Source organism: Streptomyces sp. CA-243310, assembly GCF_050936775.1.
Taxonomy (GTDB): domain Bacteria; phylum Actinomycetota; class Actinomycetes; order Streptomycetales; family Streptomycetaceae; genus Streptomyces.
Window position 1 is genome coordinate 1257058 of record NZ_JBNJMF010000002.1, and the last position, 11932, is coordinate 1268989.

Genomic DNA, 11932 nt, shown 5'->3' on the forward strand with positions numbered 1-11932 from the left:
GTCTCTCGTGGGTCGTACGGAGGACAGGTGGCGCGGGGCTCGCTCAGGCGTGGAAGGGGAGCCCGGCGTCGGCGGCGAGCTCCAGGTCGTCGCCCTCGGGCGGCGGCAGCAGGGTGGCGGAGCCGTCGCTGACGGGGACCACGCCGAGTTCCAGCAGCTCGGCCATGGCCGCGCTGCCCGCCATGTCGCGGACCTGGAGCTGGTAGCGGGGGGTGGTGCGGTAGGTGCCTCCGGCGTCGTCGCCGGTGCGCTGGAGGAAACCGGATTCGGTGAGGAAGGCGGCGGCCTTGCCGACGATGCCGGTGGTGGAGCCGGCGAGCCGCCGGGCGTCCTTGGTGGCGCCGGTGGCGGAGCGGCGGGCGTACACCCGCCAGCCGGCCTCCAGGCCGGGGGCGTCGGAGGCGGGGTCGGTGTTCTCGCCGAGTTCGTCGGCGCGCTCTTCGAGGCGGCGGCACGTCTGCCGGACGAAGGCGTCGACTCCGTTGACGGTGATCCGGCCGATGTAGCCGTCGTCGGCGAGGTCCTCGGGGCGGGGGAAGGCGAGGGCGGCGACGGCCAGGTGGGCGAGGCCGTGCAGGAAGCGGTCGCCGCCGTCGGCGGTGGTGCGGCGGGCGTAGTCGCCCATCCGGACGGCGAAGACGGAGTCCTCGCCGGCGGCCACGGCCATGCCGGCGCGGGGGGAGACCTCCAGCACGATCAGGCCGAGGCCGGTGGCGACGGCGTCGGCGAGGCGGCCGAAGGCGGGTTCCTCGCGGTAGCGGCGCAGCAGTTCGGCGTACTCGGCGTCGCGGGCGGGCAGCAGCTTGGGCTGGAGTCCGAACGCGACGAGGCGCGCCGCGTCGGCGGCGTCCGCCGGGGTCACGGGGTGGGTGGTCCCGGTCGGAGCCGACGCCGCGTCGGGCTCGCTCCACGCGGGGTGCTCGGCGTGGGTCTCGCTCACGGGTGCGGCTCCTCGGCAATGCGGTACGGGTGGTGGTGGTCTCGGGGGGCGCGGGCCGGCTCGGCGGCGGGCCGGGGGGCGGGGCGCCGCCGGGGCCGCGCGAGTCCGTGCGACGAGCGCGGCGGGGTGTCCGCGCGGCGGTCGGCCGGCGCCGGGGCGGTGGTCACGCCGCTGGTGCTCGCGCCGACGTCGGGGACGCGGGCGGTGGTCACGCCGGTGGTGCTCACGCCGCCTCCGTGCGGTCCGCGGTCATCGCCGCGGAGTCGAGGAGCGCGGTGCCGACGATGAGGTCGGCGCCGCCGAACTCCGGGTCGTCGAGTTCGGCGCCGTCGTCCACGGCGAACAGCAGGCGTTCCTCGCCCTGGCGGTAGGCCGTGCCCACGGCGGGGCTCGCCGCGTGGACCGCCAGCAGCGCCACCAGGTACGGCAGGTCGGGATCCTCGCGTCGGGCCTCGGCGAGCAGGCCGGAGAGCCGGCGCGGGGCGTCGTGGGGCAGGTCCAGCAGCTTCATGGCGACGGCGAGTTGCTCCTCGCTGAACCGGCTGTCGTCGGGGGTGGCGATGAGGTCCGGTTCGGGCATCTCCACGCCGAGGTGTTCGCGTTCCTGGGGCGGGGTCAGCAGGATCTCGACCAGGTCCGCCATGCGCACCGAGACGGGGGTGCGCAGTCCCGTGCCCGCCGCGAAGAAGGCGTCGGTGACCCGTGTGGCCTGCTCCAGCGGCAGCGGCAGGACCGGGGAGACGAGTTGTCCGTACAGGTCGATGCCGGTGCGCGGCGCGGGGGCGGCGAAGGCCTGGCGGTCCTGTTCGGCGCGGAAGAGCGGACCGGCGTCGAGCAGTCGGGACTGGAGCTGGGTGTGGCGGCGGATGCAGTCCTTGACGATGTCGACGAGTTCGGCGGCGCGCCGCTTGTTGTCGGGGTCCTCGGCCTCGTCCCGTGCCTTGCGGATGTTGGTCAGGATCGCGTTCTCGTGCCGGTAGCGGTCGGCGACGTGGTCCAGCGCTTCGGCGATCATGTCCGGGACGGCCTCCAGCCAGTCCACGGCGCGTACGTTGCGGCGGGTGGCGTCCAGGGTGCGGCGCAGGGTCTCGGCGTACTGGACGGTCCGGTAGCGCGCCTGTTCGGCGGCCAGTTGGGCGTCCGCGAGGCGTCCCCGGCTGATCAGCACCTCCAGCTTGACCTCGGCGGCGATCTGGGCGCTCGTGACGTCGGTGTCGAGGGCTCCGACGAGGACGTTGACGGCCTCGTCGGTGGTGCGCAGGTAGACGGCCCCGCCGTGGCCGGGGACCTCTTCGATCAGCTTGAAGTCGTAGTCGCGGCGGACGTACACGCCGTCCGGGCCGAAGGTGCCGTAGATCGCGCGGAAGCCCCGGTCGACGCTGCCGACGTTGATCAGGTTCTCCAGGACCCAGCGGGCCACCCGCTCGTGCTCGGCGACCGGGCGGGCGGGCGCCTGCGCCGCGACGCGCGGCAGCAGCCTGGCCACTATCTGTTCGTGGTCCGCGCCGGTGTCGAAGTCCATGTTGAGCGTGACCAGGTCGATCGCGGACAGGGCGACCTCGGCCATCGCGTAGACCCCGTACTCGCCGGCCAGATTGGCCTTGCGCACGTCGAGGTCGTGGAGCGGGGCGGTGCAGGCGAGGGCGCGCAGCCGCCGGGCCAGGCCCTCGTCGGCGGCCGGGCCCGGCGCCGGGGACGGAAGGGTCTTCGCCGGGGCAGGGAGAGTCACGACGGAAAGACTAGGCGCTGACACGGACAACATCCCAAACGGCATGGTTCGGCCGGATCGTCCCTGGCCGCTCGGAGCGGGCGCTGTTCTACGCTCACCGCATGGCTTCCATGATCACACCGATGGCCACGCCCGCGCACCCGCCCGTGATCGACCTCAACGCCGACCTCGGCGAGGGCTTCGGTCGCTGGACGCTGACCGACGACGAGGCGCTGTTGTCCGTCGTCACGAGCGCCAACGTGGCCTGTGGTTTCCACGCCGGGGACCCGTCCATCATGCGTCGCGTGTGCGAGCTGGCCGCCGAGCGGGGGGTGCGGATCGGGGCGCAGGTCTCCTACCGGGACCTCGCGGGCTTCGGCCGGCGGGCGATGGACGTGCCGGCGGGCGAACTGGCGGACGAGGTGGCGTACCAGATCGGGGCGCTGGAGGTGTTCGCGCGGGCGGCCGGTTCCCGGGTGTCGTACGTGAAGCCGCACGGCGCCCTCTACAACCGCACCGTGCGCGACGCGGGTCAGGCCGGGGCGGTCGTCGCGGGGGTGCGGTTGGCCGCCGGTGCGGGCGGGCTGCCGGTCCTGGGCCTGCCCGGGTCGCTGCTGCTGTCCGCCGCCGAGGAGGCGGGGTTGACCGCCGTACCGGAGGCGTTCGCGGACCGGGCGTACACGACGGAGGGCACGTTGGTGCCGCGCGGCGAGCCGGGGGCGGTGCTGCACGACCCGGACGCGGTGGTCGCCCGCGCGGTGCGGATGGCCGCCGAGCGGTCCGCGACCGCGATCGACGGGTGCCCGGTGGCCGTGCCCGCGCGTTCCCTGTGCCTGCACGGGGACACCCCGGGGGCGGCGGACCTCGCCCTGAGGGTGCGTCGGGCCCTGGGCGCGGCCGGGGTACGGGTGGAGGCCTTCGCGTGAGGGCGCTCGCCGTGGGCGCGCGGGCCCTGCTGCTGGAGGCGGACTCGGCGCGGGAGGTGGCCGCGCTCCACGCCGAGCTGCTGCGGCGGCGCGCGGAACTGGGCGGCGTACGGGAGATCGTGCCGGCCGCGCGGACCGTGCTCCTGGACGGGGTGGCGGAGCCGGCCGCGCTGGCGGCCCGGATCGCCGGGTGGGAGGTGCCGCCTCTCGCCGGGAGCGAGGGGCCGCTGATCACCGTCGCGGTCCGCTACGACGGGCCGGACCTGGCGGAGGTCGCGCGGCTGTGGGGGGTGGGACCCGGGAAGGTGCCGGGGATCGTGGGGTCGGTCGAGTTCCGCGTGGCGTTCTGCGGGTTCGCGCCCGGCTTCGGATACCTGACCGGGCTTCCCGAGCGCTTCCACCTGCCTCGACGGGCCACGCCCCGTACGGCCGTGCCGGCGGGCTCGCTGGCCCTGGCGGGTGCCTACGCGGGGGTCTACCCGCGCTCCTCCCCCGGCGGCTGGCAGCTGGTCGGGACCACCGGGGCCGTGTTGTGGGACCCGGGGCGGGAGCCTGCCGCGCTGTTCGCGCCGGGGGTGCGGGTGCGTTTCGTCGAGGCGGCGGGGGCGTGAGCGGGCTGCTGGTGGTGCGGGCGGGGGCGCTGACCACCGTCCAGGACCTCGGTCGGCCGGGGTACGCCCACCTGGGCGTCCCCCGTTCGGGCGCGCTGGACGTCGGGGCGCACACCCTGGGCAACCGGCTGCTGGGCAACGACCCGGGCGCGGCGACGTTGGAGACCACCCTCGACGGGGTCGTGCTGCGGGCGTCGGACCGGGTCACGGTGGCGGTCACGGGGGCACCCTGCGCGGTACGGGTCTCGGGGCGCCCGGTGGCCTGGGGGGCGCCGGTCCCGCTGGGGGCGGGGGCGGAGTTGGAGGTGGGGGCGGCGGAGTGGGGGCTGCGCAGCTACGTCGCGGTGCGCGGCGGGTTCGCCGTGCCCCCGGTGCTGGGGAGTCGGGCCACGGACCTGCTGTCGGGCCTGGGGCCGCCGGTGCTGTCGGCGGGCACGCTGCTGCCGGTGGGGTCGCCGGGACGGGACCCGGTGCGCGGGGTCGACGCCCTGGGGGTGCCGGGGCCGCCGACGGAGTTGGTGCTGCCGCTGGGGCCGGGTCCGAGGGCCGACTGGTTCGAGCCGGAGTCGGTGGCCCGGCTGCTCCGGGCCCCGTACCGGGTCTCGGCGATGTCCAACCGGATCGGGCTGCGCACGGAGGGGGGCCCGGCGCTGGTCCGGCGCCGGGCCGGGGAGCTGCCGAGCGAGGGGATGGTCCTGGGCGCGGTCCAGGTGCCGCCGGACGGGCTCCCCGTCGTCTTCCTGGCCGACCACCCGGTCACCGGCGGCTATCCCGTGGTGGGGGTGGTTCCCGCGGGCCCGGCCCTGGACGCGGCGGCGCAGGCCCGGCCGGGGGTGACGATCCGCTTCGTGCGGGGTCTGTGAGGTAATGGGGCCACGTCGAGCGGGGGAGTCACGACATGGGCAGGGTGCGCAGGCACGCGGTACCGGTGGTGGAGGCGGCTCGGGCGAGCCTGGGGACGTACCAGCACGTGGACGCGGTGGCGGTCGACGTGCCGGCCGGCACCGACGCCGTGGCGTTCGCCCGGCTGGTGTTGACGGGAAGGACGCCCTGGGTGAGCCGGCTGATGGCCGTTCGCGACAGGGTGGTCGCTCCGTTCGGCCTGAAGGTGACGGAGCCGGGCGGGGCGCGGGACGTCCGCGTGGAGCCGGGGGCGAAGACGGGGCCCTTCCGGATCCTGGCGGTCGGCGGGGGCGAGGTGCTCGCGGGGGACGACGACAGGCATCTGGACTTCCGCGTCTCGTTCGCCGTGCGGCCCAAGCCGGACGGATCCGGCCCCGAAGGCGTGTGCACCACGGTCGTGCGCTTCAACCGTCCCGCCGGGCGGCTCTACTTCACGGCGATCACGCCGTTCCACCACCTGATCGTGGCGCGGCTCCTGGCCCGGGTTCCGTCCGGCACCTGATCGGTGGGGCGTGACGCCGCGGTACCGGGACGCGGGCGGCTCGGTGAGCCGCCCGCCGTGGCCCGCCGTGGCCCGGCGGGGTCCGCAGGGGACGGCCTACACCGTCGACTCCGGTGCGATGCGGCTGCGCACCGCCGACTGCACGTCCTCCTCCTCCGCCGGGTCCGCCGCCAGGCGGCGCAGCCGGGGGGCGACGCGGGCGTCGGCGGTCTCGGCGTGGTGGGCGGCCACCTCGCGGGTGGTCTCCTCGCAGTCCCACAGGCATTCCACCGCGAAGCCGGCCGCGAACGACGGATCGGTCTGGGCCAGGGCCCGGGCGACCCGGCCGCGGAGGTGGGACGAGGCGGTCTCCCGGTAGACGTGGCGCAGTACGGGCGCCGCGCAGCCGATGGCGAGGCGGCCGGCCCCGTCGACGAGGGCGAACAGGTTGCGGGTGTCCGGTCCCGAGCCGCGCACCGTGGAGCGCAGGGCGCCCAGGACGAGACCGGCGTCCTCGGCTCCGCCGCGGGCCGCGAGGAGGGTCGCTGCGGCCGCTCCGAGGGCGTCGGGGCGGTGGACCCAGCGGCGGGCCCGTTCCACGGCCCCGGGGCCGCACATGCGTTCGTAGGCGGCCACGGCGGGCTCGTCCCCGGCGGCTTCGATGAGGTCCAGGACGGCCGGGTTCTCCGGTTCGGCGAGGACCAGGTGGTGCAGGGCGGTGGCCCGGGCGGCTTCGCCCGAGGCGCCGGCCGCGGCGGCGAGGATCGCGGAGCGGTCCTCGGGCGCGGCCACGGCGGCCAGGCAGCGGGCCGCCGGGACGTGCAGCGGGGTGCCGCGGCCCAGTCCTTCGGCGGCCCAGTCGAAGACGGCCTGGACTCCCCAGCCGGGCTGAGGTCCCTTGGGGGTGAGCTGGCGCTGCCATCGGTCGAAGGAGCCCTGTCGGCGGGCGGCGCGCAGTCGCTCCCCGTGGGGGGCGGACTCCTCCCACAGGCACCAGGGCCGGGGTTCGTAGGCGTCGCGGATGGCGGCGGCCAGCCGCGCCTCGCCCTCGGCGGTGGCGGGGAAGCGGGCGACGACGGGCCCGGCGAGGGAGCGCAGCCCCTCGTCGTCGTCGCGCAGGGCGAGCTCGTCGAGGGCCCAGGCCCAGTTCGCGCCGGAGGCGGCGTAGCGACGCAGCAGCATGAGCGCGTCGTCACGGCCGTACGAGGCGAGGTGGCCCAGGACGGACAGGGCGAGCCCCGTGCGGTGGTCCTCCTCGTCGAGGAGGTCGTCGGCGCTGAAGAGGTGGCTCTCGATGGCACCGAGGGGGCCGTCGAGGTCGAGGTAGAGCCGGGCGTAGTAGAGCGAGCGGTTCTCGACCTGCCAGTCCTGGCGCGGATCGCTGATCACGCACTGGTCGAGGGCCTCCAGGGCCTCCGCCCGGGGCGCCGCGAGTGCGTGCAGCGTGCCGTCGCCGCGGCCCCTCTGGAGGAGCCCGAGCAGGGTGCCGCTTGGCGCTATGACTGGTTCGAACATGGGAATGGCCTCAAATCAAGCTGGGGACGCAACCGGGAATCGGGATTCACAGGGCCGCGTAACAGCATGTGAGGACGTTCGCCGTCATGTTCCGCTCGATGTAGACCATTGCCTTCTCACTCTCGTCGGTGCTTCGCGACCACGGCGGCCGGTTCGGCAGGGAGGGTATGGACACCTCTTGTGTCCAGCCCGCTCCTGCCCGTCTGTCAAGTTCGCGAATCGAATCCGACGCCATGATGACCCAGTCGGTTTGTGCACCGCGACCACATTTACGGCCGCCGTGACCAACCCGTGAGGTCCGGGGCCGGTCGGACCTTGCCAGGTCACGGCTAAAACCGGACTACTTGGCTCCGAACAGTTCCAGCAGGTCGGCCTTGGCGAACATGCGCGCCGTGTCCACCGCGGAGGGGGTTCCGGCCTCGGGGTCGGCCCCACCGGCGAGCAGCGCGCGGATGACGGCCTCCTCGCCCTTGAAGACGGCGCCGGCGAGCGGGGTCTGACCCCGGTCGTTGGCGCGGTCCGCCTCGGCGCCGCGGGCGAGCAGGGCCGTGACGGCCTCGGCGTGGCCGTGGTAGGCGGCGAGCATGACGAGGGTGTCGCCGCGGTCGTTGGTGAGGTTCGCCGGGACTCCGGCGTCGAGGTAGGCGGCCAGCGTCTCGGCGTCGCCCTGACGGGCGAGGTCGAAGATCTTGGTGGCCAGTTCGATGACGTCCTCGTCGGGAACGCCCTGCGCGCCGGCGCCTTCCGGGGTGTGCTCGCTCATCGTTCGTGCCGCCTTTCGCTTCGCTGTCACGGCACTCGTTTCCCCAGGCCAGGCGGGCCGGGGGGCGCACGGTGCCGCGTCCGTGCGGGTGAAGCGTCAGAGTAGCGCCCGATCCGGGACATGACGGGTGCGGTCCGAGGCAAGGATCACTCCGCCCCCCTGATCGCCCGGCGCGCCAGCCGGGCGGGTCCAGTCAAGTGAAAAATTACAGCATTCACCCGTATGCACCTTTTGTCGCATTGATACTTGCTGTGAGCCTGGAAGGACTGACGGTGACCGTCCCCACCCACCAGGAGAACTTCTCATGGTCCTGTCCATCTCAGGTGTCGTCCTGCTCGGAATCATCTGCTTCCTCTTCTTCAAGAAGGACGGGATGAAGCTGTCGCACGCGTTCGTGTGCGCGCTCTTCGGCTTCTTCCTCGCCGGCTCCGCCATCGCCCCCAGCATCACGGCGAGCACCGCGAGCCTCGCGAGCCTTCTCGGCGGGATCAAGCTCTAGGGCACGTCGTCGAAGTGGCGCCTGCCGGCCGGCAGGCGGGACTTCGACGACACGCCCCAGGCCCCCGACCGCACCGTCCCGCCACCACCCCGACTCCAGGAGACGCCCGTGGCCAGGCGCCCACTCCCCCGCATCCTCAGCAGCGGCACCGTGTCGCCGGCCCGGGTCCGCGACTTCGCCCGCACGGCCGCCGACAGCGCCACGGACGTCCTCCATCCGCTCCTCGTCATCACACGCGGCCTGCGCGTCCTGGCCGCCGCCGGGCGGCGCAAGTGGTCCGACACGCCCAAGGACAAACGCGGTCCCGCCCTGTTCCTGGGAGTGGCCTGCGTCCTCGTCGTCGCACTCGTCCCGTACGGACCGCCGGCCGCCCTCGTGAGCCTGATGGCGGCGGCGGGCTGGCACGGACGCGACCGCACCCCGGTGAAGACCGGCCCCAGCGACGCCGAGACGGAGCGGCTCGCCTCCCTCTACGAGGCCCTGGTGCCGTACTTCTCCCTCCCCGAGGACCCGAACCCGCTCTTCGCCCACGGCGGGGCATGGGACCGGGCCTTCAGCGGCCACGTCTTCGACGACGCGGGCCGCGTCACCCGGCTCCGCATCCGCTACCCGGCCTACTTCGCCGACGGCGAACTCGCCTCACGGGCCCGCATCGAGGCCCTGCTGCACGCCAAGTCCGGGCGCGGACGGGAGTACCTCTTCGCCTGGGACGAGGAGGCCAACCAACTCGACCTGAGCGTGCTGGAGGCACTGCCGACGGGCATCGCCGCCCAACGGTTCGTCACCTCACCCGGCGAGACCGTCCTCGGCCTCACCGACGCGGGCGGCGTACAGCGCACCCTGCCCGTCGCGGAGGGGGAACAGACCCGGGACGTGCCCCCGGTGATCTGGCGCACCGGGCCCCGCTCCACCGAACCGCACCTGCTGGCCGTCGGCCAACCCGGCAGCGGGACGTCCACCCTGCTGCGCTCCGTCGCCCTCCAGGCACTCCACCACGACGGCGACGTGCTGATCGTCGAGGGCGGCGGCAGCGGCGAGTACTCCTGCCTCTCCGGCCGCGCGGGCGTCCTGTCCGTGGAGTGCGGGCCCGCGGGGGCGCCGGCCGTCCTGGAGTGGGCCGCGCAGGAGACCGAGCGACGCCTCGTCGCCACCCACCGGGCCCGCGAGGCGGGCCGACCCCTGCCCGAGGACACCCGGCGCCCCCTGTGGATCCTGCTCGACCGCCCCAGCGTGCTCACCCACCTCGCGGCGGCCGAGGGGCGGCCCGATCCCCTCGCGCAGCTCCAGGTGCCGTTGCGCCACGGTCGGGCGGCGCACGTCACGGTGGTGGTCGCGGAGCAGTTCGAGCACCTGGAACTGCTCGACGACGCCGTCTGGCAGCACACCCGGGCCCGCGTCGTGCTCGGCTCCGCCTCCATCCAGCAGATCGCCGACGTGCTCGGCCTGCCCCCGCACACCACCCCGACCGCGATGGTGCCGCCCGGGCGCGGCTACGCGCGGCTCGGCACGGGCCCCGTGCACCGGGTGCAGGTGCCCGCGACCCCGGACCCGTACGACGACGCCGCGCATCCGGCGCACCGTCAGGCGGTGCTGGAGCTGCTGCCGGAGCGACAGGCCCGGCCGACGGCGGTCGCGGAGCACGTCACGCTGACGAAGCCGCTGCACATCGTCCAGCCCCCGGCCCAGGCCCAGGGCCCCTCGATCGACACCCGGGAGATCGCGGAGGTGCCGGCGGAGACACCGCCCGCCCGCGGCCCGTGGCCGGTCGGGCCCTAGGTCCTGACGTCGAAGTGGCGCCGGTAGCGCCGCGGGCCAGGCGAGACTTCGACGACCGGGCCTAGGCCCGGTCGGGTCGGGTCGGGCGGAGGGGCCCCGCTACGCGACGAACGTGCGCGGCGGTTCCGCCCCGCTGCCGCCGGCGCCCGTGCCGACCAGCCGGGCCGCCGCCGCGAGGCGCGAGGCGGCCTCCTCGGCCACCGGGCCGCCGACCGTGAACGGGAGCCGGACGTACCCCTCGAAGGCCCCGTCGACGCCGAACCGGGGGCCCGAGGGAACCCTTACGCCGACCCGCTCCCCCACCTCGGCCAGCCGGGACCCCGACAGTCCACCCGCGCGGGCCCACAGGGTGAGGCCGCCCCGAGGCACCTGGAACTCCCAGTCGGGCAGTTCCCGGCGTACCGCGGCGACGAGCGCGTCGCGGTTCTCCCGGGCCTGGTCGCGCCGGATCCCCACGGCCTCCTCCCAGCCCCCGGTCCGCATCAGCCAGTTCACCGCGAGCTGTTCGAGCACGGGCGTGCCGAGGTCGGCGTACGCGCGGGCCGCGACCAGGCTGCGGATGACGTCGGGGGCGGCTCGGACCCAGCCGATCCGCATGCCGGCCCAGAAGGCCTTGCTGGCGGAACCGACGGTGACGACCGTGGAGCCCGCGGGGTCGAAGGAGCAGACCGGTCGGGGCATCTCCACGTCCGGGTCCAGCAGGAGTTCCGCCATGGTCTCGTCTGCGACGAGCACGGTGCCGGCCGAACGGGCCGCCTCCACCATCGCGCGGCGCTGCTCGTCCGAGGCGAGGGCGCCGGTGGGGTTGTGGAAGTCGGCGACCACGTAGGCGAGCCGGGGGGCGGAGTCGCGCAGCACCTGCCGCCAGACGTCCATGTCCCAACCGCTCAGCCCGGCGGCCATCGCGACGGGCACGAGGCGCACCCCGGCGGCGCGCATGAGCTGGAGGATGTTGGCGTAGGACGGGGATTCGACGGCGATGCGCTCGCCGCGCCCCGCGAAGAGGCTGCAGATGGCGTCGATGGCGCCCATGGCGCCGGTGGTCACCATGATCTGTTCGGGCATCGTGGGGATGCCGCGCTCGGTGTAGCGGTCGGCGAGCATCCTGCGCAGCGCGGGCAGGCCGGCGGGGTAGTCGCCGTGGGTGTGCGCGTACGGCGGCAGTTCCTCCAGGGCTCCCTGGACGGCCTTGGTGAGCCAGGGCTCGGGGGCCGGCAGGGCGGCGCAGCCGAGGTCGATCATCGAGCCGAGGGACTCGGGCGGCAGGGGTTCAAGGCCCCGGGCGGGAAGCGGGTTCCCGGCGGGCACGGCGGTCCAGCTGCCCGCACCCCGGCGGGATTCCAGGAACCCTTCACCGCGCAGCGCCTCGTACGCGGCGGCGACGGTGGTGCGGCTGACGGTGAGCGCGACGGCCAGCTCCCGTTCGGCGGGCAGCCGGGCGGCGACGGGGACGCGTCCTTCGAGGACGAGGAGCCGGATGCCGTCGGCGAGGCTGCGGTAGGCGGGCGCCTTGCGCGTGCCGGACGTGGCGGAGCGTCCCTGCTGTGAGGTGATGAGGCGGGCGAGCTGTGCGGCGCCGACCGCCGAGGTCCACTGAGCCATGCTGTCCGGTCCACCTTCATCGAATTGGCCCCGTCCGACCCGAAGGGCGACCGGCATTGGATTGGTTCCGCGTGATCCAGGGTGTCACGGGGCGGTCCACTGCGGCCAGGGGGCTCCGGCGACGTTCCGCGGAGGGGGACGGCGAGGGGCCACCGGAGGGGACCCGCCTCGTCGCGGGCGCGTTCACCCCGCGGCCATCCGGACGCTC

Annotated in this window: 12 protein-coding genes; 6 read left to right on the forward strand and 6 right to left on the reverse strand. The window is 74.9% G+C overall.

All coding sequences use genetic code 11. The features are described 5' to 3' along the window. Positions 1-43 precede the first annotated feature (43 nt). From ACQEVM_RS23160 to ACQEVM_RS23170, 3 genes are read right to left on the reverse strand one after another with little or no spacing between them, the layout of a single operon-like run. On the reverse strand, positions 44-940 hold the full coding sequence (locus ACQEVM_RS23160; RefSeq protein ID WP_053681823.1) for a hypothetical protein: 897 nt from the start codon (positions 938-940) through the stop codon (positions 44-46). Next, the gene (locus tag ACQEVM_RS23165; RefSeq protein ID WP_433082008.1) at positions 937-1167 is read right to left on the reverse strand and encodes a hypothetical protein; all 231 of its coding nucleotides are present in this window, start codon (positions 1165-1167) and stop codon (positions 937-939) included. The genes ACQEVM_RS23160 and ACQEVM_RS23165 overlap by 4 nt, the downstream gene beginning before the upstream one ends. Continuing rightward, positions 1164-2714, reverse strand: a complete 1551-nt coding sequence (locus tag ACQEVM_RS23170; protein ID WP_433082010.1) for a hypothetical protein — start codon at positions 2712-2714, stop codon at positions 1164-1166. The genes ACQEVM_RS23165 and ACQEVM_RS23170 overlap by 4 nt, the downstream gene beginning before the upstream one ends. Positions 2715-2815: 101 nt before the next feature. On the opposite strand from ACQEVM_RS23170, the gene ACQEVM_RS23175 reads away from it, so the two are divergent. From ACQEVM_RS23175 to ACQEVM_RS23190, 4 genes are read left to right on the forward strand one after another with little or no spacing between them, the layout of a single operon-like run. Further along, entirely contained in the window at positions 2816-3574 is a 759-nt protein-coding gene (locus tag ACQEVM_RS23175; protein ID WP_433085330.1) for a LamB/YcsF family protein, read from the forward strand. Beyond that, the gene (locus ACQEVM_RS23180) at positions 3571-4185 is read left to right on the forward strand and encodes a 5-oxoprolinase subunit B family protein (RefSeq protein WP_433082012.1); all 615 of its coding nucleotides are present in this window, start codon (positions 3571-3573) and stop codon (positions 4183-4185) included. The genes ACQEVM_RS23175 and ACQEVM_RS23180 overlap by 4 nt, the downstream gene beginning before the upstream one ends. After that, positions 4182-5048, forward strand: a complete 867-nt coding sequence (locus ACQEVM_RS23185; protein WP_433082014.1) for a biotin-dependent carboxyltransferase family protein — start codon at positions 4182-4184, stop codon at positions 5046-5048. The genes ACQEVM_RS23180 and ACQEVM_RS23185 overlap by 4 nt, the downstream gene beginning before the upstream one ends. Before the next feature lie 35 nt (positions 5049-5083). Then, a complete protein-coding gene (locus ACQEVM_RS23190; protein ID WP_433082016.1) occupies positions 5084-5590 on the forward strand; it encodes a DUF2867 domain-containing protein in 507 nt (168 codons plus the stop codon). A gap of 96 nt (positions 5591-5686) precedes the next feature. Here ACQEVM_RS23190 and ACQEVM_RS23195 read toward each other — a convergent pair whose 3' ends face one another. Both ACQEVM_RS23195 and ACQEVM_RS23200 read right to left on the reverse strand, forming a co-directional pair. Beyond that, a complete protein-coding gene (locus ACQEVM_RS23195) occupies positions 5687-7084 on the reverse strand; it encodes a HEAT repeat domain-containing protein (RefSeq protein WP_433082018.1) in 1398 nt (465 codons plus the stop codon). 340 nt (positions 7085-7424) lie between these two features. Continuing rightward, positions 7425-7847, reverse strand: a complete 423-nt coding sequence (locus ACQEVM_RS23200) for an ankyrin repeat domain-containing protein (RefSeq protein ID WP_433082020.1) — start codon at positions 7845-7847, stop codon at positions 7425-7427. A gap of 304 nt (positions 7848-8151) precedes the next feature. On the opposite strand from ACQEVM_RS23200, the gene ACQEVM_RS23205 reads away from it, so the two are divergent. Beyond that, positions 8152-8346: a hypothetical protein gene (locus tag ACQEVM_RS23205; RefSeq protein ID WP_008743136.1), complete on the forward strand. Its 195-nt coding sequence runs from the start codon at positions 8152-8154 to the stop codon at positions 8344-8346. Between the two features lie 108 nt (positions 8347-8454). Continuing rightward, the gene (locus tag ACQEVM_RS23210; protein WP_433082022.1) at positions 8455-10122 is read left to right on the forward strand and encodes a hypothetical protein; all 1668 of its coding nucleotides are present in this window, start codon (positions 8455-8457) and stop codon (positions 10120-10122) included. Positions 10123-10221: 99 nt separating this feature from the next. Here the strand turns inward: ACQEVM_RS23210 and ACQEVM_RS23215 are convergent, their stop codons facing one another. Next, positions 10222-11724, reverse strand: a complete 1503-nt coding sequence (locus ACQEVM_RS23215; RefSeq protein WP_433082024.1) for a PLP-dependent aminotransferase family protein — start codon at positions 11722-11724, stop codon at positions 10222-10224. Between the last annotated feature and the right edge of the window lie 208 nt (positions 11725-11932).